The sequence below is a fragment of the Chromobacterium phragmitis genome (assembly GCF_003325475.1).
Taxonomy (GTDB): Bacteria; Pseudomonadota; Gammaproteobacteria; order Burkholderiales; family Chromobacteriaceae; genus Chromobacterium; species Chromobacterium phragmitis.
Window position 1 is genome coordinate 2,908,270 of record NZ_CP029495.1, and the last position, 20,778, is coordinate 2,929,047.

At 64.0% G+C, this 20,778-nt stretch carries 21 protein-coding genes; 12 read left to right on the plus strand and 9 right to left on the minus strand.

Annotated features, from left to right (window positions below):
• Positions 1-100: 100 nt before the first annotated feature.
• Entirely contained in the window at positions 101-514 is a 414-nt protein-coding gene (locus DK842_RS23460; protein ID WP_168194885.1) for a hypothetical protein, read from the minus strand.
• Between the two features lie 238 nt (positions 515-752).
• On the opposite strand from DK842_RS23460, the gene DK842_RS13935 reads away from it, so the two are divergent.
• On the plus strand, positions 753-1,817 hold the full coding sequence (locus DK842_RS13935; RefSeq protein ID WP_114063745.1) for a hypothetical protein: 1,065 nt from the start codon (positions 753-755) through the stop codon (positions 1,815-1,817).
• A 49-nt stretch (positions 1,818-1,866) separates the two neighbouring features.
• On the opposite strand, the gene DK842_RS13940 is transcribed toward DK842_RS13935, so the two are convergent.
• Entirely contained in the window at positions 1,867-2,787 is a 921-nt protein-coding gene (locus DK842_RS13940) for a LysR family transcriptional regulator (RefSeq protein WP_114061980.1), read from the minus strand.
• A 166-nt stretch (positions 2,788-2,953) separates the two neighbouring features.
• On the opposite strand from DK842_RS13940, the gene DK842_RS13945 reads away from it, so the two are divergent.
• From DK842_RS13945 to DK842_RS13995, 11 genes are all read left to right on the plus strand, one after another.
• Complete coding sequence (locus DK842_RS13945; protein WP_114061981.1) at positions 2,954-3,652, plus strand: pirin family protein; 699 nt, start codon at positions 2,954-2,956, stop codon at positions 3,650-3,652.
• Between the two features lie 87 nt (positions 3,653-3,739).
• Complete coding sequence (locus DK842_RS13950; protein WP_114061982.1) at positions 3,740-4,393, plus strand: hydrolase; 654 nt, start codon at positions 3,740-3,742, stop codon at positions 4,391-4,393.
• Between the two features lie 18 nt (positions 4,394-4,411).
• Positions 4,412-4,573: a DUF1427 family protein gene (locus tag DK842_RS24260; RefSeq protein ID WP_406849996.1), complete on the plus strand. Its 162-nt coding sequence runs from the start codon at positions 4,412-4,414 to the stop codon at positions 4,571-4,573.
• Positions 4,570-6,450: an amidohydrolase gene (locus DK842_RS13960; protein WP_114061983.1), complete on the plus strand. Its 1,881-nt coding sequence runs from the start codon at positions 4,570-4,572 to the stop codon at positions 6,448-6,450. Before DK842_RS24260 ends, DK842_RS13960 begins: the two co-directional genes overlap by 4 nt.
• 117 nt (positions 6,451-6,567) lie before the next feature.
• On the plus strand, positions 6,568-7,815 hold the full coding sequence (gene glyA, locus DK842_RS13965) for a serine hydroxymethyltransferase (protein WP_114061984.1): 1,248 nt from the start codon (positions 6,568-6,570) through the stop codon (positions 7,813-7,815).
• 144 nt (positions 7,816-7,959) lie between these two features.
• Positions 7,960-8,418 (plus strand): transcriptional regulator NrdR, encoded by a 459-nt coding sequence (gene nrdR / locus DK842_RS13970; protein ID WP_114061985.1) that lies wholly within the window; start codon positions 7,960-7,962, stop codon positions 8,416-8,418.
• A gap of 56 nt (positions 8,419-8,474) precedes the next feature.
• Positions 8,475-9,023 (plus strand): GNAT family N-acetyltransferase, encoded by a 549-nt coding sequence (locus tag DK842_RS13975; RefSeq protein WP_114061986.1) that lies wholly within the window; start codon positions 8,475-8,477, stop codon positions 9,021-9,023.
• Positions 9,020-9,553, plus strand: coding sequence for a GNAT family N-acetyltransferase (locus DK842_RS13980; protein ID WP_114061987.1), 534 nt, complete (start codon positions 9,020-9,022; stop codon positions 9,551-9,553). Before DK842_RS13975 ends, DK842_RS13980 begins: the two co-directional genes overlap by 4 nt.
• Complete coding sequence (gene ribD, locus DK842_RS13985; RefSeq protein ID WP_114061988.1) at positions 9,550-10,656, plus strand: bifunctional diaminohydroxyphosphoribosylaminopyrimidine deaminase/5-amino-6-(5-phosphoribosylamino)uracil reductase RibD; 1,107 nt, start codon at positions 9,550-9,552, stop codon at positions 10,654-10,656. Before DK842_RS13980 ends, ribD begins: the two co-directional genes overlap by 4 nt.
• A gap of 99 nt (positions 10,657-10,755) precedes the next feature.
• The gene (locus DK842_RS13990; protein WP_114061989.1) at positions 10,756-11,394 is read left to right on the plus strand and encodes a hypothetical protein; all 639 of its coding nucleotides are present in this window, start codon (positions 10,756-10,758) and stop codon (positions 11,392-11,394) included.
• 137 nt (positions 11,395-11,531) lie between these two features.
• Positions 11,532-13,019, plus strand: a complete 1,488-nt coding sequence (locus tag DK842_RS13995) for a carboxypeptidase M32 (protein WP_114061990.1) — start codon at positions 11,532-11,534, stop codon at positions 13,017-13,019.
• Positions 13,020-13,049: 30 nt separating this feature from the next.
• Here DK842_RS13995 and DK842_RS14000 read toward each other — a convergent pair whose 3' ends face one another.
• The 7 genes from DK842_RS14000 to DK842_RS14030 form a co-directional block, all read right to left on the minus strand.
• Positions 13,050-13,928, minus strand: coding sequence for an alpha/beta fold hydrolase (locus DK842_RS14000; protein WP_114061991.1), 879 nt, complete (start codon positions 13,926-13,928; stop codon positions 13,050-13,052).
• Positions 13,929-14,054: 126 nt separating this feature from the next.
• A complete protein-coding gene (locus DK842_RS14005) occupies positions 14,055-14,582 on the minus strand; it encodes a fimbrial protein (RefSeq protein WP_168191912.1) in 528 nt (175 codons plus the stop codon).
• 24 nt (positions 14,583-14,606) lie between these two features.
• Positions 14,607-15,632 carry a fimbrial protein gene (locus tag DK842_RS14010; RefSeq protein WP_114061993.1) on the minus strand — a complete coding sequence of 342 codons (1,026 nt, stop codon included), beginning with the start codon at positions 15,630-15,632 and terminating at the stop codon, positions 14,607-14,609.
• Positions 15,633-15,658: 26 nt separating this feature from the next.
• Complete coding sequence (locus tag DK842_RS14015) at positions 15,659-16,393, minus strand: fimbrial biogenesis chaperone (protein WP_168191913.1); 735 nt, start codon at positions 16,391-16,393, stop codon at positions 15,659-15,661.
• 14 nt (positions 16,394-16,407) lie between these two features.
• Entirely contained in the window at positions 16,408-18,831 is a 2,424-nt protein-coding gene (locus DK842_RS14020; protein WP_168194886.1) for a fimbria/pilus outer membrane usher protein, read from the minus strand.
• A 291-nt stretch (positions 18,832-19,122) separates the two neighbouring features.
• Positions 19,123-19,644 carry a fimbrial protein gene (locus DK842_RS14025; protein ID WP_114061996.1) on the minus strand — a complete coding sequence of 174 codons (522 nt, stop codon included), beginning with the start codon at positions 19,642-19,644 and terminating at the stop codon, positions 19,123-19,125.
• A 367-nt stretch (positions 19,645-20,011) separates the two neighbouring features.
• Positions 20,012-20,335, minus strand: a complete 324-nt coding sequence (locus DK842_RS14030) for a hypothetical protein (RefSeq protein ID WP_114061997.1) — start codon at positions 20,333-20,335, stop codon at positions 20,012-20,014.
• Between the last annotated feature and the right edge of the window lie 443 nt (positions 20,336-20,778).

Below are 20,778 nucleotides of genomic sequence, written 5' to 3' on the forward strand. Positions count from 1 at the left end.
TGAGCGGGGGCTTGTGAAAATGGCCGAGGACTCAATATGAGAAGGTATTGATCATTGTCATAATTAAGCAGCTCGACCCTGTTAGCATATAACTTCGCTGTCAGACGGCAGGCAAGCCGTCAAGCTCGCCCGGGCCGATATTCAGCGTTCCGCCCCCTGTTTTCTCTCCTGAATTGGTTCGTTTCGTGAAGAAACGAACAATTACATCCGATGTAGGTTCGTTTTGTTTCGTAAGTGAAATATTCATGAAATTCATATGGAATGAATATATCTTCATGTAAATCCCAATGTAATTTTTATGGACTGCATTCGACGGACCTGGCAGCGCGAGGTTCGCGTGGCGGCGGCCATGGGGCCAGGCGCGGAGGGCGGCGTGGTTGTGTGACGGAATGTCCGTAGCGCAATGTTTTTTAATAGTTTTGGAGAGGGTCTGGCGGGAGAGGGCAAAAAAAATGCGCGGTGCCTTGCGGCCCGCGCCAAGTCTACAAAGGAGAAATAGAGGAGAAACTATCAAGAAGCAATTGCTGCATCTCAACGAGAACGGATTATCCGGATTGCGGTACCGAGTGTCAACATGTGCGTTTTCGAAAATGTCGAGAAATGTAAGTTTTTGTCGCTCCTTGATACATCGCGTTTTGAAACCCCTTATTTTTCGGGGCCTCAGCGCGTTGGCATGCGGCATAGACGGCCGCGCAAGTTCGTGGCGGCTGTGCCACAATAGGCGTTTTCGATAGTTGCAGGATGTCAGCACCATGGACGCCGTCCGCCATATTCTTCCCGATCCGCGCCAATACCACCCCCAAGTCGCATTGACCAACCGGCTGATCCATCATGCGCAAGCGGCGCTGGACGCGCCGACTGCGGACGACCGCGAAATGTGGAAGCAAGCGCTGGTGGGCGCGATGGACGAGATGCTGCAGCGCGAAGAGCTGTTGTCGATCTCGGTGGCGTTGGCGATGGTGCCGTCGCAGGCCTGCTACCAAGTGGTGTGGGACGCGTTGCGGCAGACGGTGGAGGGCGGCGACGCCAAGACGGCGCTGTTCGCGCTGCCGCTGGTATTGGTGGCCGGCAGCCGCGATCAGACGACGCTGCCAGGCGAAATCGCCGACATCGATGGACTGAACGCCTTGTTGCGCCAGCACGGCGTGCTGGGCGGCGACGCGGCTCTCGGCGGCGCGCTGTTGCATCCGGACAGCCTGATCGGCTTGGACGCGGCCAAGCTGTACCGCATGTCGCGCCAGGATGGCGCGCGCGCGGCGTTGCCGGACCTGCCGGCGCCGGTCACGGTGAAGGAGGAGGGCGTGTTTCTGCGCTACTTGCTGGGCGCGGCGACGCTGGAGGGCGGAGAGCCGCCGGTGAGGCTGGGCGGCTCGGTCGGCGCCTGGGGCATGCCGGTGATGAAGTTACTGGGCGAGCAACTGAAAGCCGACGGCGTCACGCTGTTCCCCATCGCCCGGCCACCGCTGCCGGCGATGCAAGCGCTGGTGGCGGGCAACTTCTCCCGTTTCGAGGTGGCGCTGCAGGTTTTCGCCAGCAGCCAGATCCGCCGCCTGCGGGAGCTGGACAAGGAGCCGGTGGCCATTCTGTCCGCCCACGACAACGGCGAGCTGCATTTCACCCTGTCGGCCAAGGACGATGATCGAAATTGGGAGGGCTTCGTCTGGCCGCTGGCGTCGCTGGACAACGTCAAGCTGATCGAAGAGAACTTCCGCGAGCTGATGCGCGAGTGCCATGTGCGCGACGTGCATGTGCTGGCGGCGCTGCAGCAGGAGAGCCGAGACGGCATTCCGCTGTTCTTCACCGCCGACGATCTATAAGCGTCTGCGCCGCGCCGTCCAAGCCCCGCCGAGAGCGGGGCTTTTCGTTTCATCCCCCTGCCCGCGCCCAGGGCGAACCGGCCAGACGCTGGGCCAGGTAGTCGATCAAGGCCTGCACCCGCGCCGGGCGGCCGCGTCCCGGCGGGGTCAGGATGTAGAGCGCGATGGAGTCGACCCGCCAATCCGGCAGCGCCGTTTCCAGCAGGCCGGCTTGCAGATCCTGCCAAGCCAGGAATTCCGGCTGCAGGGCCAGCCCCAACCCGGCCCGCAGTGCCGGAGCCAGCGCGTCGGCGTTGTTGACGCGCAGCGGCGCGCGCATTTCCAGCGCGAATTCGCCTTCGTCGGAGTGGCGAAAGCGCCAGAAGCGACCGTCTTGCGAATGGCTGTACTGCAAGGCGCGGTGGCCTGCCAGCTCGGACGGATGGACGGGCCGGCCATGGCGCGCGAAGTAGGACGGCGCGCCCACCAGCAGGATGCGCACCGCGCACAGTCTGCGCGCCAGCAGGCTGGAATCGGCCGGGGAGGCGATGCGCAGCGCCAGGTCGATCTTGTTGGCGACCAAGTCCACTTGTTCGTCGCTGAAGTGCAGGTCGAGCTCCACCTCGGGGTGGCGCTCCATGAAATCCGGCAACAGCGGCGCAAGGTGGGACAGGCCGAAGGACATCGGCGCGGCCATGCGCACCCGGCCGCGCAAGGCGCTGGATTGTTCGGCGATGTCGGCTTCCACGGCTTCGCCTTCGGCCAGGATGCGGGCGGCCCGCTCCAAGGCAGCGTCGCCGGCCTCGGTCAGCGATAGCCGGCGCGAGGTGCGATGCAGCAGCACGGTCTTCATTCTCGCTTCCAGGCGTGATATCGCCTTGGACACCGTGGCCTGGGATAGGCCCAGTTCGTCGGCGGCGCGGGCGAAGGCGCCGCATTCGGCCACCTTGGCGAAAATGGCCCAGGCTTCCAGATCGGGCAGTCGTTTCATGCAGGCTCCGCGAGGGGAATCATTCCAATTCTATCATCATGTCAAGAAGGGATTGGCATGATCATCTCAATAATGGAAATCATGGTATTCGATATATTCCGTTAACATGAAAGCGGCGGCTGTTTATAGTGGCTGCATCACGATTCGAGAGCAGCAGGAGAGCGCCATGATCGAACGCCGTCACTTCGCCAGCCTGGGCGCCGCCCAGCATGGCTGGCTGGATGCCAAGCACCATTTTTCCTTCGCCGATTACCGCGACGCCGAGCGCATGCGCTGGGGGCGGCTGCGGGTGTGGAACGACGACACCATCGCCGCCGGCGCCGGTTTCGATCCGCATCCGCACGCCGACATGGAAATCATCACCTATGTCCGCGAAGGCGCGATCAGTCATGCCGACAGCCTGGGCAACCGCGGCCGCACCGAGGCCGGCGATGTGCAGGTGATGAGCGCCGGCAGCGGCATCGTCCATTCCGAATACAACCTGGAGCCGGTCGCCACCCGCATTTTCCAGATCTGGATTTATCCGGACCGCCACGGCGGCGAGCCGTCTTGGGGCAACAAGCCTTTTCCCAAGATTGACCGTTCCGGCGCTTTCGTCGCGCTGGCCAGCGGCATGGGCGACGAAGACGCTCTGCCCATCCGCGCCGATGCCCGCGTGCTGGGCGCCACGCTGAAGGCGGGCGAGCGCGCGGATTATCGTTTCGGCGAGGGGCGGCGCGGCTACCTGGTGTTGTCCAGCGGCGCGGCGCAGGCGAACGGCGTCGCGCTGCAAGCCGGAGACGGCGCGGCCATCGCCGGCGAAGAAACAATCCAGGTATTGGCCAGCGAGGACGCCGAACTGATCCTGGTGGACACCCGCGAGTGAGCCGGCGCTGGCGGCGGGCCGGCGGCCCTCAGCGCCAGCCGCGATGGACGCAGGCCGCCGCCGCCCGAATCATTGGAGAGTTCCACGATGAAACCAACTGCATCCGCTACGCCCAGCCCCTTGTTGCTGACCCCGCGCGACCATACGCTGATCCTGATCGACTTCCAGTCGCAGATGGCTTTCGCTACTCATTCCATCGATATTCCGACCTTGCGCAACAACGCCGGCCTGGTCGCCAGCGCCGCCGCCGGCTTCGGCGTGTCCGCCATTCTCACCACCGTGGCCGAGAAGAGTTTTTCCGGGCCGATGTTCGAAGAGGTGACCGCGCCGTTTCCCGACCATAGATTGCTGGACCGCACCTCGATGAATACCTGGGAAGACGCCGCGGTGATCGACAAGGTCAACCAGATCGGCAAGGGCCGCATCGTGCTGGCTGGCCTGTGGACCAGCGTCTGCATCGTCGGCCCGGCGCTGTCGGCGCTGGCCCAGGGCTTCGAGGTCTATGTGATCGCCGACGCCAGCGGCGATGTGTCGACCGAGGCGCACGAGCGCGCGATGGCGCGCATGGAGCAGGCCGGCGCGCGGCCGATGACCTCGCTGCAATACCTGCTGGAGTTGCAGCGCGACTGGGCGCGAATCGACACCTACGAGCTGACCACTGGCATCGCGGCCAGGCTGGGCGGCGGCTATGGCCTGGGCATCCAGTACGCCAAGACCATGTTCGGCGGCCGCGAGGGCTGATTCATCCGTTCTTTCGGATTGGCTCCGGCGGCTGCGCCGCCGGCCATCGCGCTCATCGGTTTGCTGGGCATGCTGATCGGCGAGCAATTGATTCCGCGATGCCTGGCGTTGCGGCATCCGGCACCGGCCGTCGCCAGCCTGTTCGCCGCGGCCGACATACGACAGGAGAAACAACCATGAGCGCAGCCGACCTCATCTTGCGCAACGGCCGCTTTACTACCTTGGACCGGCGGCGTCCGCGCGCCAGCGCCGTCGCCATTCAAAACAAACGCTTCGTCGCGGTGGGAGAGGACGAAGACGTCATGGCGCTGGCCGGCCCGGCCACTCGCGTGATCGACCTCAAGGGGCGCGGCGTTTTGCCCGGCCTGATCGACAACCATACCCATCTGGTGCGCGGCGGCCTCAACTTCAATATGGAGCTGCGTTGGGACGGCGTGCGCTCGCTGGCCGACGCGATGGACATGCTGCGGCGGCAAGTAGCCGTCACGCCCGCGCCGCAATGGGTGCGGGTGGTGGGCGGCTTTGCCGAGCACCAGTTCGTCGAGAAGCGTTTGCCGACGCTGGATGAGATCAACGCCGCCGCGCCGGACACGCCGGTTTTCCTGCTGCATTTGTACGATCGCGCCTTGCTCAATGGCGCGGCGCTGCGCGCCGTGGGCTACGGCCGCGACACGCCGGCGCCGCCGGGCGGCGAGATCATCCGCGACGGCAACGGCAACCCAACCGGCCTGCTGTTGGCCAAGCCCAACGCCGCCATCCTGTACGCGACGCTGGCCAAGGGCCCCAAGCTGCCGTTCGACTACCAGCTCAACTCCACCCGCCACTTCATGCGCGAGCTGAATCGGCTGGGCGTGACCGGCGTCATCGACGCCGGCGGCGGCTTCCAGAACTACCCGGACGATTACGCGGTGATCCGGCAACTGGCCGACGCCGGGCAGATGACGGTGCGGCTGGCCTACAACCTGTTCACCCAGAAGCCGAAGGCGGAAAAAGAGGATTTTCTGACCTGGACCGCCAGCGTCAAATACAAGCAGGGCGACGATTATTTCCGCCACAACGGCGCCGGCGAGATGCTGGTGTTTTCCGCCGCCGATTTCGAGGACTTCCGCCAGCCGCGGCCCGACATGCCGCCGGAAATGGAGGGCGAACTGGAAGAAGTGGTGCGCATCCTGGCGCAGAACCGCTGGCCGTGGCGCTTGCACGCCACTTACGACGAAACCATCTCCCGCGCGCTGGACGTGTTCGAGAAGGTGGATCGCGACATCCCCCTGCAAGGGCTGAATTGGTTCTTCGACCACGCCGAGACCCTTTCCGAGCGCTCGATGGACCGCATCGCCGCGCTGGGCGGCGGCATCGCGGTGCAGCACCGGATGGCCTACCAGGGAGAGTATTTCGTCGAGCGTTACGGCGCGGCGGCGGCCGAGGCGACGCCGCCCATCGCCCGCATGCTGGACAAGGGCTTGAAGGTGTCGGCCGGCACCGACGCCACCCGCGTCGCCTCCTACAATCCCTGGGTGTCGCTGGCCTGGATGATCACCGGCAAGACTGTCGGCGGCCTGCGGCTCTACCCGCAGCGCAATTGCCTAGACCGCGAAACCGCGCTGCGGATGTGGACCGAGAACGTGGCCTGGTTCACCAACGAGGAGGGCGGGCGCGGCCGCATCGAAGTGGGCCAGCTGGCGGATCTGGTCGTGCCGGACCGGGATTTCTTTTCCTGCCCGGAGGACGACATCTCTTTCCTGGTGTCCGAGCTGACCATGGTGGGCGGCCGCGTCGTCTATGCTGCGGGCGGCTTCGCCGAGCTGGACGACAATGCGCTGCCGCCGGCGATGCCGGATTGGTCGCCGGCGCGGACCTTCAAGGGCTACGCCGCCTGGGGCGATCCGCAAGGCGCCGGCCGCCATTCGCTGCATCGCCAGGCCGCCGCCGCTTGCGGCTGCGCCAGCGCCTGCGGCCTGCACGGCCACCAGCATGCGCGGGCCTGGGGCGCGGAGCTGCCGGTATCGGACGCCAAGGGCTTTTTCGGCGCTTTGGGCTGCTCCTGCTGGGCGGTGTGAGTCTGCGCCGGCGCGGGCGGGAAAACGCGCCGGCGAGCTTGCTTCACGTTAAGGTTTCGATCCGGGCATTTCGTGTAGAATGGCCGCATCGTTAACCCTTTGATGGATGAGTCAAAGATGTTCGCTGCTGACCAGACGATCGCCAAATTCGACCCCGAACTCGCCGCCGCCATTGCCGCGGAATGCCAACGCCAGGAAGATCACATCGAGCTGATCGCCTCGGAAAACTACACCAGCCCGGCCGTCATGGAAGCCCAAGGCTCCCAGCTGACCAACAAGTATGCCGAAGGCTACCCGGGCAAGCGCTTCTACGGCGGTTGCGAGCACGTCGACGTCGTCGAGCAACTGGCCATCGACCGCGTCAAGCAGCTGTTCGGCGCCGAATACGCCAACGTCCAGCCGCACTCCGGCTCCCAGGCCAACCAGGCGGTGTACTTCTCCATCCTGAAGCCGGGCGACACCGTGATGGGCATGAACCTGGGCCACGGCGGCCACCTGACCCACGGCTCTCCGGCCAATCTGTCCGGCAAGATGTTCAACATCGTCGCCTACGGCCTGAACGACAAGGAAGAAATCGACTACGACGACATGGAGCGCGTGGCGATGGAAACCAAGCCGAAGCTGATCATCGGCGGCGCGTCCGCCTACGCCTTGCGCTTCGACTTCGAGCGCATGGGCCAGATCGCCAAGAAGGTCGGCGCTTACTTCATGGTCGACATGGCTCACTATGCCGGCCTGGTGGCCGCGGGCCTGTACCCGAACCCGGTGCCGCACGCCGACTTCGTGACCTCCACCACCCACAAGACCCTGCGCGGCCCGCGCGGCGGCATCATCCTGGCCAAGGCGGAGTTCGAGAAGAGCATCAACAGCAATGTGTTCCCGACGCTGCAAGGCGGCCCGCTGGAGCACGTGATCGCCGCCAAGGCCGTCGCCTTCAAGGAAGCGCTGCAGCCGGAATTCAAGGCGTATCAGGAACAAGTGATCAAGAACGCCGCCATCATGGCCAAGACCCTGGCCGAGCGCGGCCTGCGCATCGTGTCCGGCCGCACCGAGAGCCACGTGTTCCTGGTCGACCTGCGCGCCAAGGGCCTGACCGGCAAGCAAGCCGACGCGTTGCTGGGCCGCGCCCACATCACCGTCAACAAGAACGCGATTCCGAACGATCCGGAAACCCCGTTCGTCACCTCCGGCATCCGCATCGGCTCCCCGGCCATCACCACCCGCGGCTTCAAGGAAGCCGAGGCCATCGAAGTGGCCAATCTGGTCGCCGACGTGCTGGACAACCCGAACGACGACGCGTTGATCGCTCGCGTCGCCGAGAAGGCCACCGCGCTGTGCCATCGCTTCCCGGTGTACGCCAAGTAATCAAACCGGTTCGCCGGATGCAGAAAAGCCGCCCTTGGGGGCGGCTTTTTGTTGGCGACGGCCCATATGCGGATGGCGGCCGGCGGTGCGGGCGGGCGGCATTGCTGATAACATCCAACTATTGCAACCCACAGGATTATTGTCATGAAATGCGCGTTCTGCGGCAACCCGGACACCCAGGTGATCGATTCCCGCGTCAGCGAGGACGGCAGCAGCATCCGCCGCCGCCGGCGCTGTCCCGTCTGCGACAAGCGTTTCACGACCTTCGAAACCGCCGACGTGCGCATGCCGCAGGTGGTGAAAGCGGCCGGACACCGCTCCGAGTTCGACATCGAGAAGGTGCGCACCAGCTTTTTGCGCGCGCTGCACAAGCGGCCGGTGTCCACCACCCTGGTGGACGAGGCGATAGACCGCATCTGCCACAAGCTGCTGCAGCTGGGCGAGCGCGAGGTGAGCAGCCGGCAGATCGGCGAGATGGTGATGAACGAGCTGGCGCGGCTGGACAAGGTGGCCTATGTCCGCTTTGCCTCGGTTTACCGCAGTTTTCAGGATATTTCCGAATTCACCGACGCGATCAAGGAAATCCAGAAGTCCTCGCATTGACAGTTCGTTGGCCGCTTGATTAATTTTGGCAATTTAATTGTCATTTTCGAAACGCCATGACCGCTATCGCCCAGACACGCATTGCCCTGCTGCCGCCCGACGTCATCCACGCCGAGCGGCTGTTCGCATTGATAGACGAAAGCCGCGAGACGCTGCGCGCCTGGCTGCCCTGGGTGGACGCCACCCTCAGCGCGGAGGACAGCCGGCAGTTCCTGGCCGGCGTCGCGGAAGGCGCGCGCAGCGGATCGGCCTGCGCATCCTGGCTGGTCGCGCTGGATGGCGAACTGGCCGGCTGCATCGATATCCACGGCATCAGCAAGCTGCACCGATCGGGCTTCCTGGGCTATTGGCTGGCGGACCGTTTCGTCGGCAAGGGCGTGATGGGCGAGGCGGCGGCGCAGGCTTTGGATGCGGGTTTCGGCGCGCTGGAGTTGAACCGGATCGCCATTCTGGCGGGGATGGAGAATGCCCGCAGCCGCGCGCTGGCCGAGCGCCTGGGATTCGTCCGCGAGGGCGCGCAGCGCGAGGGGCTCCATCTGCATGGCCGGTATCATGACGCCTGCCAGTACAGCATGCTGGCCGGCGAGTGGCGGGCGCGGCGATGAGCGTGGTGGAGATCCGCCCGCCCGATCCGGCGGGCGACGCCGAGCGGATTTATGCGCTGATCGACCGCTACCGCGCCACGCTGTCGCAATGGATGGCCGGCATCGTCAGGCCTCAGTCGGCGGCGGAGACGGAGGCCTTTCTCCGGCTGCAGGCCGAGGGCAACGACGAAGGCCGTAGCGCGCATCGGGTGATTCTGGCGGATGGCGAAATCGCCGGCATCTGTTCGCTGCACGGCATCAGCGCCGTACACCGCTATGCCCGCCTCGGCTACTGGCTGGCCGACAGCCACGTCGGCCGGGGCGTGATGTCGCAGGCGTTGGCGTTGCTGTTGCGCCACGCCTTCGAGGATCTGGGCCTGCACCGGCTGGAACTGGGCTGCGCGCCGGAGAACCTGCGCAGCTGCCGCGTCGCCGAACGGCTGGGCTTCCGGCTGGAGGGCGAACTGCGCGACGCGCAGTTTCTGGGCGGCCGTTTCTGGAATATGCGTTGTTACGGCCTGCTGGCCGATGAGTGGAAGAATCGAACATGACGGACTACCGCGCCGACGACTACCTGTACATGCAGCGCGCGCTGCGCCTGGCCGAGGGGGCGACGCGGCGGGCCGCGCCGAATCCCGGCGTCGGCTGCGTGCTGGTGAGAGGCGGCGCGGTGATCGGCGAGGGCGCGACGCTGGCGGTGGGAGGCGACCACGCCGAGATCCAGGCGATCAAGGACTGCCTGGCGCGCGGCCAAAGCCCGCGCGGCGCCACCGCTTACGTGACGCTGGAGCCGTGCAGCCACCACGGCCGCACGCCGCCGTGCGCGGAGCGGTTGATCAAGGAGGGCGTCGCGCGGGTGGTGGCGGCGATGGTGGACCCCTATCATGAAGTGGCGGGGCGCGGCATCGACAGGCTGCGCGCGGCCGGCGTCGAGGCGTCGGCGGGCTTGATGGAGGCCGAGGCTCGCCGCGTCCACCGCGGCTTCCTGTCGCGCGTCGAGCGCGGCCGGCCGTGGGTGACGCTGAAGGCGGCCGCCACGCTGGACGGCAAGACCGCGCTCTTGAACGGCAGCAGCAAATGGATCACCGGGCCGCAGGCGCGGCTGGACGTGCAGCGGCTGCGCGCCGCGCATTGCGCGATCCTCACCGGCAGCGGCACCGTGCTGGCGGACGATCCGCAGCTGACGGTGCGCGAATTGCCCATCGCGGTCCAACCATGGCGGGTCGTGCTGGACGGCGAGCTGCGAACGGACCCGGCCGCCCGCGTTTATCAGGACGGACGCGCGTTGCTGGCTGCCTGCGCGATGGACGCGGGCAAGCTGGCGGCCTTCGGCGCGCGCGGAGTGGAGACGCTGGCGCTGGCTCGCCGCGACGGCAAGGCGGATCTGGCCGATCTGCTGGCGCAACTGGCCGGGCGCGGCATCAATGAATTGATGGTGGAGGCCGGCGCTGGACTGAACGGCGCGATGCTGCGCGCAGGGCTGGTGGACGAGATCGTCCTCTATCTCGCGCCGTCGCTGGCGGGCGACGCGGCGAGGGGACTGTTCGCCTGGCCGGCGCTGACCGACCTGGCCGACAAGGTCGCGCTGGACATCGTCGACGCCGGCAAGGTGGGCGCCGATCTGAAGCTGGTGCTGCGTCCGCGCGGCGCGTAGCGCCAGCCGGTACTCTCCTGGGCCGCGGCTGCGTTATCGCTATCTGAGGCGGATCGGTTCCGCCGAAATGGAGGCGGCTATGGCAGGGAGGCGTGCAGCATGAGCCACCGAGAAGCGATGGTGGATGCGTATCTGAAGCTGATCGGCCGGCTAGGCGCGACGGAGAGGGTGCGGGAGGCGCGGCGGGCGATGTTGCTGCGACTGCTGGCCAGCCTGGCTGACGCGAAGCGCACCGCAGAAGACTACCACGCCCGAGTGGACGCCTTCGTCTCCGGCTGCCCGCCGGAGGATAGGGTGCTGGCGATTACCTGCGTGCGCGAGTTCTATTATTTCTGGTTGGACGACATGAAAAAAATGGTGGAGATGACCGCGCGCGCCGGTTTTTCCACCGAGAATCCCTCCTTTCCCTGGCATGAAACGATGGACGCCTTGCTGGATGCGATGCAGGTGGCGGCGTTCGACCGTTTCCCTCCCTCGCTGGCGCTGTATCTGGGCAAATCGTTCGAGGACGGCGCCGACGAGGACGACATCCAGCAACGCGAGCGGCTCTTGAAGGCGCTTCTGTATCTGCTTGATCCCCATCCGCCGACTTCCAAGCATTACCGGATGGCGGTGGACGCTTTGCTGCAGCATTTGCCGGACGCGGCCGCCAGGCAGCGCCTGCTGGCGTTGGTGCGCGAGTATTTCGGCTACTGGCAATCCTTTCCCTTCTCCCATCATCGCAAGAGTTCGCCGTAGCGAAAAATCGATGAGAGATACTCATTGATAATGGCTGGCGGCTATGCCTGAGAATGGCGTGATTTTAAGGAAATCCATGCGGTTGACGGGATAGAAAACCGATGTGAACATGCATTTTCTACACAAGGGAGAATGTCATGGGAAATCAGACGGCCTATCAGAGCCTGACCCGAACCTTTCAGAAACTGCACCATTTTGCCCATTTGGGCGCCATCGCCAGCTGGGACCAGGCGGCGATGATGCCGTCCAAGGGCAATGACGCGCGCGCCGCCGCCCAGGCCGAGTTGCAGGTGCTGATGCACCAACTGATCACCGCGCCGGAACTGGAGCGGCAGCTGCGGGAGGCGGAGCAGGAGGCGCTGGATGCCTTCCAGCGCGCCAACTTGCGAGAAATGCGCAGGGAGTGGGCATCGGCCAACTTGCTGCCGGCCGAGCTGGTGGAGGCCAAGACGCTGGCGGCGGCCCGCTGCGAGCACGCCTGGCGGGACCAGCGCAAGAACAACGACTGGCAGGGTTTTCTGCCCAATTTCCGCGAGGTGCTGCGGCTGGCGCGGCAAGAGGCGGCGCTGCTGGCGGAGGCCTGCGGCGGCAGCCGCTACGACGCCTTGCTGGACAAGTACGAGCCGGGGATGAAGAGCGCCGACATCGCGCGCATCTTCGACGACGTCAAATCCTGGCTGCCGGGCCTGATCGAGGCCGTTCGCGCCAAGCAGGCCGCCGAGGCCGTGATCGCGCCGAGCGGGCCATTCCCGGTCGAGCGGCAGCGCGAGCTGGGGCTGGAGGCGATGAAGCTGCTGGGTTTTGATTTTGACGGCGGCAGGCTGGACGTCAGCACCCATCCGTTCTGCGGCGGCGTGCCGGAAGATGTGCGCATCACCACCCGCTACCGCGGCGACGATTTCGCGCAAAGCCTGATGGGCATCATCCATGAAACCGGCCATGCCCGCTATGAACAAGGCTTGCCGCGCGACATGGTGTCGCAGCCGGCGGGGCGCGCCCGCTCGATGGGCATACACGAGAGCCAGAGCCTGTCGTTCGAAATGCAGCTGGGGCGCAGCCGCGGCTTTCTGCAGTTGCTGGCGCCGATGCTGCGCCGCCATTTCGGCGATCAGCCGGCCTTCGACGCCGACAATCTGGCCAAGTTGTTCACGCGGGTGGCGCCGGGCTATATCCGGGTCGACGCCGACGAGCTGTGCTATCCGGCGCACGTGATCCTGCGTTTCGAGATCGAGCGCGCGCTGATCAATGGCGAGATCGAGGCCGAGGATGTGCCGGCGCTGTGGGACGAGAAGATGATGGCTTATCTGGGCGTCGATACCCGCGGCAATTACCGCGACGGCTGCCTGCAGGACATCCACTGGACCGATACCTTCGGCTACTTTCCCAGCTACACGCTGGGGGCGATGTACGCCGCGCAGTATTTCGCGGCGATGCGGCGGGCGATGCCTGGCCTGGATGCCGGGATAGGCCGCGGCGAGCTGGAGCCGGTGTTCGGCTGGCTGCGCGAGAACATCTGGAGCCAGGGCAGCCTGTGGCGCACGGATGAGCTGGTGAGCCGCGCCACCGGCGAGGCATTGAATCCCGCCCATTACCGCGCGCATCTGGAGGCGCGCTATCTGGGCTAGCGGCCGGGGGCCGGTTTTTTGCCGGCCCGTTCAGCTTTTCCGCAGCAGGAAGCGTTCGGCTTCGGCCGCCATCTGTTCCGGTTTTTCCCACTGCAGCATGTGGCCGGCGCCGGCTATCGTCTCCTCGCTGAGCTGGGCGAAGCAGGCGCGGCGCTCATCCAGCGTGGCCAGCACGCCGCTGACCACGGGATGGTCGAAGGGGTGCTCGCCCAACAGCCACAGCACCGGCGCGGAGATGCGCCGCCAGCAAGCCATCGCTTCCTCCAGCCGGTACAGCACGGGATTGACCATTTTGTGGCGCGGGTCGGCGCGGTAGACCAGGCCGCCATCCACCGGACGGGTCAGCGCGGCCGCCAGCCAGCGCGCCCGCTCCGGCGTCAGCAGCGGGTTGCGCGCGAGCAGCCTGTCCGCGGGTTGCTCCAGGCTCGCCATCGTGTCGAAGCGGATGTCCTGGGCGCTTTCGCGCAGCCAGCGGCCGTAGCGGCCGGGCGCTTCGGCGGGGCGGGTGGGATTGAGGCCGAAGCCTTCGGCCAGCACCAGCTTTTCGATTCTTTCCGGACGGACGCCGGCGTAGATGCCGGCGATCATCGCGCCCATGCTGTGGCCCAGCAGCTTCACCGGGCGGTTGGGCGACAGCTGTCGCAGCAGATCGTCCAGATCGGCCAGGTAATCCGGGAAGTAGTAGCCGCCATCGTTCCATTGGCTGTCGCCGAAGCCCCGCCAGTCAGGCGCCGCCACCTGCCATTCGCCGGCGAGCGCGTCGATCATGAATTGAAAGGTGGCCGAGCTGTCCATCCAGCCGTGCAGCAACACCAGCAACGGCGCGTCTTCCGGCCCCCAGCGGCGGAGGTGATAGCGGCGATGGTTGACGGTCAGGTATTGGCTGCGGCTGTTCAGGCGAGGGCTCATGGCGGAGGGCGCGGGATTAGGGGGAACAGACAGTGTAACCGCAGCCGCGCGGCATAGACAGTCCGTTCGCGCGCGGGCCGGCGACAGGCCGGCCCGGAAGGGAGTCTGGCGTTTGGTCCGCCGTTTTTACATGTAGCGCAGGTCGAACTGCGCCAGGCCGTTCGCGCTGCCCGGCAGGATGCCGCCCGGCTGTCCGGGCGCGGCGGCGGCGCGCGTGGATTCGTACATCGCGTTGAAGCGCAGGCTGTTGCTGCCGTTGGTCAGCCCCACCAGCGGCGAGTATTCTCCCAAGGCGATGTCAGTGCCGCTGGGCGATTGCAGCCGGATGCCGATGCCGGCGGCGCTGCCGGTGATGGCCATCAGTTGGCGGTTTTCGTTGTCTTGCGGCCCGGTGAAGCGCACCGCCACCGTGGTCATGGTGTCGATCGAGCATTCGGTCAGGCGGATGTCGAAGGGCACCGCCTGCGAGCGGTCGCCTATCTTCTTGAAGCGCTGGCTGGACACCAGGCCCAGTCCAACTTCCAGGCGTTGGGAATTGGGGTCCAGGCCGCAGGCGCTGGTGACCAGTTCGCCGTACACGTCCAGGCGGCCGTCGCCGGCATGGGCCAGCGGCGCGGCGATGGCCAGGGCGATCAGGATGGCGCTGAGTTTCATGTGATTTTCTTCCATTTCAAGCCGTCAGATATAGAGCAGGTCGATCGTGATGGTGCCCTTGAACGGTCCCGGCTCAACCATGCCTAGATTGGTCGGCACGATAACGCCGTACATCTGCACGGTTTTGTCGTGGTCGCCCTGCTTGAAGGTGGCGAGGTATTCAGATTGTTCGAAGCGCAGCCGATTGCCGTTGCCGTAAAAGAGCTGTACGCCCAGACCGCTGTCGCTGCCATCCTTCTTCTTGACCAGGGTTGCGGTGTAGTCGTCCTTCTTGCCGTTGAGGCCTCGGAAGTAGCCGTTGATCTGCACGGGGTCGTCGCATGTCTTTTGCAGCCCCAGTGTGAATCCTTTGCTTGGCGCGGAGGGCGTCAGCCCGGTTTTGCTCTTGACGATTCGGCCGAAGTCCAGCGTATTGGTGGCGGGATTGAGCCACACTTTCACCGCGCAGGGTATGAAGCGGATCTTGTCCAGCCCGGTGACCTTGTAGACCAGATTGCTATTGGGTGCGTTGTTGATGCCGTATTTGCCATCGAATTGCAGCACCTGGAATTGGTTGAGGCCGACTAGGCCATTGACTGGATATGGCTTCTTGGTGGCGATCGTCACTTTGAAGCTGAGTGTGAAGTTGACGGTGGGGCACTTGTCCAAGGAGACATTGCTGGGGCACGCAGGTATGTCATATCCGGTGGGAATGCCGTTGCCATTGGGGCTGAGGTCGCTCCGATAATAAGTCTGGCCTTTGTATTCCACACCGAACTTCACCCCTTGCGAGGTATTGTTGTTTCTCGGATTGGGATAGAAGTAAATGCCTTCCGCTTCGCGGATATTGTTGTCCTTGTAACAGAAAACATTGACTGTACGTTGCTGGGAATACCAGATTTCCTTGCCGTCTACTTCCGTGATGGGCACAGCGACAGTGGAGCCGATGTCTTCGCTGATCAGCACATTTCCGCCGCGGCCGCCTTCTTTGCAGGCCAGCGCATGGCTAAGCGTAGGAAACACGGCGAGCGCGGCGAGCAACAGCAGGCGGGCGATACGGACGGTCAACATGGCATTCCCCTGTCAGGCTTAAACGGTTACTGCTTGTCTTCTTGGTAACGGCAGGCGCCGGCGGAGCAGGCGAAGGTGTAGGTGTCCTGCGCGCCGTAGTCGTTGATGTTGCTGAGCTTCAGCGATGCCGGCAGCGCCTTCAGCGGAATGGACGCCTCGCCCTTGGGCGGCACCATCTGGCCGTTCAGGTCGCGCGGCGACTTGTCGCCGGGCAGGCTGATGCCGGTCAGCGTGATGTAGTAGGGACTGGGATTCTTCAGCACCAGTTTGCCAGAAGCGGCATCGAAGGCTGGCTGCAACTGCTTGGCCGGATTTTCGCCGCGCGGCAGTTGCGCGTCCTTGGGACGGTAAAACACCTTGATGCGCGACTTGATCGCCAGTTGCAGCACGTTTTCCTTGTCGCTCTTGGGCGGAATTTCCTGGATGTTCAGGTAAAACAGCGATTCGCGGTCCAGCGGCAGCGCGTTGTCCGGGATGCGGGTCAGGCGCACCACGCCTTTTTCGGCTGCCTCTATCCGTTGCAGCGGCGGCAATACCAGGAAGGGCGAGGCCAGGCGTTTGCCGTCGCCGTCGCTGAGCCAGGATTGCACCAGGAAGGGCTGTTCGCTGTTTTTGTTGGTCAGCACCATGCTGACATTCTTGTCCTGTTCCAGGTAGATGACGCGAGTGCGGTCCAGCAGGATATTGGCCTTGGCGGCCATCGGCAGCGCCAGCGCGGCGAGCATGCCGGCCAGTCCCAGGCCACGTTGCAGCTTGTTCATGTTCGATTCCTTGTTCATTCGGTCGTCGGGGCGCAGACGGCGTCGCGGCCGCCCTGGCTCAGGTCGTAGTCTGCCGGCAGCGGCGCCAGGCGGCAACGTTGCGTGCCCCAGGATATCTCCATCGCGGCGGAAGCATTCAGGCCGGAGACGAAGGTCAGGCCATTGTCGCCCACCATGCCGATGCTGTGCTTGGTGGTCAGGTCGGTGACCGTGGCGCCAAGAGGCGGCGTCTTGCCATCCGGCAAGCGCACTTGCAGCAGCGCCTTGCGGCCCACCTTGACCGGGAATTCGCTCTTGCCCACCGCGCCCTCGGTCAGCACCACGCGGCGCACGGCCGCGCTGGCTTCCACGGTGTCCGGCATGTTGTCGGCGTCCAGGCGGACATCCTGGCCTTGGTAGGGGCTGACGCCAGTCAGCACCGCGTAGCCGTTGCGGTCGGTGGCCGCGGGCGCGCCGTAAACGGGCACGCCGGAGACGCCGCCGGTATCCACCAGCAAGCGGGTTTCGCCGGTGGAGGCGGTGCTCATGCTGACGCCGCCGGCGTGAACCAGCAGCGAGCTGGCGAGGCCGGCCGACAGGCTGCTGTAACCGCCTTGCTGTTTGCTGGCGGACAGGTCGGCGAGCAGCGCCGATCCGGCGTAGTGGTAGTCTCCGGACAGCTGAGGCTTGGCGTCCTGAGTATTGGCGCTGACCGAGACGTTGTAGCTGTGATTCTGGCGGCTATTGTCGGAATAGCTCAGCAGATGGTTGGTGTTGCCGGCGCTGTTCTGCACGTTGTAGTTGATGCGGCGGCTGTTCTCCAGCGGCACGCTGAAGCTCAGCGAGGTGCCTACCTTGTTGCCGCTCTGGTCGCGCAGCGATTGCAGTGACAGGTTGACGCTGACGTTGCGCAGCGGACCCAGGTCCATGTCCCGGTTCAGCGACAGGTCGACGCGCTGGGTGGGCGTGTTGTTCCAATATGTGGCGCGCTCCGCCGATACGAACATGGTGGTGCGGCCGAAGGCCTTGCTCGCGGTCAGGCCCAGACGCTGCTTGTCGTTGTTGGCATAGCTGCCGTTTTGGCTGTTCAGGTATTGGCTGAGCGAGCGGTAGGTCTGTTCGGAGAAGCGGTAATTGAACAGTCTCAGGTCGGCGTCGATGCTTTCCAGCTTCTTGGCGTAGTTGAGGCGATAGGATTTGCCGCTGTAATCCTTGCCGTCCAGCATGTGGGCGGACGCCTGGGTGACGTCGGCGGACAACGCGCCGAAGCTGCCCATGTCCTGGGCCACGCCCAGCGCCAGCGAGCGGTAGTCTGCGCTGGCGATGAAGCCGCTGTACACCGACAGGGTATCGCTCAGACCGTAGGACGCCTCGGCGGTGGCGATGTTCGGCCGCTTGGATGAGTTGGCCATGTCCGCCTGGCCGATGCCGGCCTTGTAGCGCAGCATGCCGCTGCGGGTGAGGAAAGGCACCGAGGAGGTGTTGACGGTGAAGCTTTGCTTGCTGCCGTCGGCCTCTTCCACGGTGACCTCCAGCTGGCCCTGCGCGGTGCTGCCGAGGTCGCGGATGGAGAACGGGCCAGGCGGCACATTGGTGGTGTACAGCACGCGGCCCTGGTTGCGCACGGTGACCTTGGCGTTGGTCTTGGCGATGCCGTTGATCTGCGGCGCGTAGCCGCGCAGGCTTTGCGGGATCATCCGGTCGTCGCTGGACAGCGTGGCGCCGCGCATGGAGAAGGCGTCGAAAATGTCCGAGGTCTTGAATACCTCGCCCAAGGCCAGCCGCGCCTGCAGGCCGCGCAGGTCGCGATAGACCTGCGTGCTGTTCCAGCTCAGCTTGCTGCCGTTCTGGATGCTGTCGTCGTACTGGTAGTTGGAGCGAAAGCGCCAAGGACCGAGGTTGGCGCCGGCCACGCCGTAGCTGGTGACCTTGCTGGTGCTGCTGCCCAGGCCGTTGTCGGTCTTCTGGTAAAACAAGCGGTAATCCAGCATCGCGGCGGGTATGCCGTCGTTCCAGGTTTCCGGCGGCGCGTAGTCTTCATCGCGAAAGGCGAGTTCGGCCTGCGGAATCTGGATGTCCAGCTTGCCCGAGCTTTTGGAGTAGCGGACCTTGGCCTGGCTGACAGCGGCCAGGTCGACGCATTGGCTGTCCTGCGGCCACAGTATGGACGCGCGCAGGCCAAGCTGGCGGACCAGATCGGGCGGCAAGCAGGGGCGTACTTCCTGCTCGGGGCCGTCTGGACGGAAGTCCAGCTCCATTTGCTGCAGGAAGCGTTGATTCAGGTAGATGTCTACGATATAGCGGCCGGGCACGATGTAGCCGGCCTTTTCGAATTGTTCCAGGTTGACGCTGTTGTCGGGACCCAGTTGCAGGAAGGCGTCGTTGAACTCGACCGCATGCGCGAAACCAGGGCCAAGCGCCAGGGCCAGTGCGGCGATGTAGGTGCGTTGTCTGTTCATGCCTGCGGGTATCCCAGTGTCGAGTGAGCGTGCAATCGCCCGAAGCCATTTCCATCCCCACGCCAGCGGCGGGGGCTTGCGCATCTCCGGATCGTTTCTGCTGACAACGGCTCACCCTGCCGCAGACAACGGCGGCATGGCCATTGGACTGATGAGGGAGGGGCTAACCCCGTGCCCTGGTTTGCAGACTACTCATCGCTGACAGCGGACAAACCTGATCCGTGTGGATCATTGGGGCACAAGGAAGCTGAGGCCGGAATGGAGATGCATTCCGTTTAAAGCGTTCGCGAATTAGTTGTAATTCAGGTCGAACTCAGCGTGGCCGTTGGCGGTACCCGGGGTAACGGTAGCGGCGGCGCTGGCGGCGCCCAGGGCTTCGTAAGCGGCGGTGAAGCGCAGGGTGTTGGTGCCGTCAACCAGGTTGACCGGGCTGCCGTATTGACCCAGTTGCAGCAGTTCGCCGGTGGAGTTCTGCAGACGAACGCCTACGCCGGAGGCGGAGCCGGTGGTAGCCATCAGTTGGCTGTTGCCCGGAGCGGCGGCGCCGGCGAAGCGGACGGCGACGGTCTTCAGGGTGCTGGTGTCGCACTCGGTCAGCTTGATGTCGAAGTTTTGGGAGGCGGAACGGTCGCCGCCCTTCTTGAACACGTGAGTCGGCACCTTGCCCAGGTTCACGACCAGGTTGGAGCTTTGCGGATCCACGCCGCAAGCCGCGGTCACGATTTCACCGTTCACGTCCAGGGTGCCGGCGGCGGCGAAGACGGAAGAGGCGGCAACAGCCATCAGGGAACCGGCAAAAACGAGCTTTTTCATGACTTAACTACTCCGTAAAGAAAGGGTCGATTCGGGCCGCGCGGCTGCCGTTTGGATTCGGATGACAGCATTGCAGCGTAGCCATCGGCTCTGTTCGTCAGATTTGATGGCAAGCGAATGTTACCAATAGAGACGATTGCATAGTGAAATTTGTTACATATTAAATATTTTGTTTAAAAAAAAGCCGGCAGTTCGCCTGATCGTAGTTTTAAGTAAATGATTGGTTAACTGTGTGAATTTCCTTTCAAATCATGTATTTATTAACAGATTTGACCTATTTGTAGAAAAACAACATAGAAACAGAAAACCCGGGCAACTTGCGTTGCCCGGGTTGCTTTATCGGGAGCGATTGACTAGCGGGAAGAGGTCAGAAGTAGGCGACTGTGAGGTTGACCGCGCCGGCATGAGCGGTCGCGCCGCGAAGCAACTGGCGGCTGGTATAGCTGTTCTGTCCCTTGTGCACGCTGAGCGCGGCTTGTTGATCACTCAGCGTCAGGGCTGCGGGGCTGGCGCACTCGTTCAGCTCGAGAGCGGACTTGGCGCTTTCTTGCTGGCTCAGTGCATGGGTTTGCGCGCTGCAGCCGCCTTCTACGATGGCTCCGTAGAAGAAGACTTCGCCGCCCTGGGCGGACGCGGCGGCGGAGAAGGCCGAAATCAAGGCTGCGAGAGTCAGCGCATGCAGTTGTTTCATGGTTGGCCTTCCTTTCTTGTTCCAGTTTAAATTAAACAGTTAATCAACTAGGCTTTTTTTGTTGATTAATGTTGTGAATCTATTCTAGTACAAGAAAACTTTAAATTGAAAGCATTATTTTACATATTTATTTACATATTCATTGATGTTATTTGTAATTGTTTGTTGCTAATGGCTGCATATTTAATAATTATCTGTGGTTTCATGGTGGCGGCCTCTCCGGGGATGCTGGGCTTTACTTGTTGCGAAGGCAGCCTGTAATCGAGTTATGGCACATGCGGAAGACTGTGGCAGAGAGGATTGGATACGCGTTTCCGCTTAGCGGCGCTGTCCCGCGGATGCCGCGTTAGCGTTGGGGGGAGCCCGCTTGGCGAAGCTTATGCGCCAAGGCTGCGCTGACGCAGGCCTGCAAGGAATGGCGGCGGCAAGAAGACGCGGCGGGG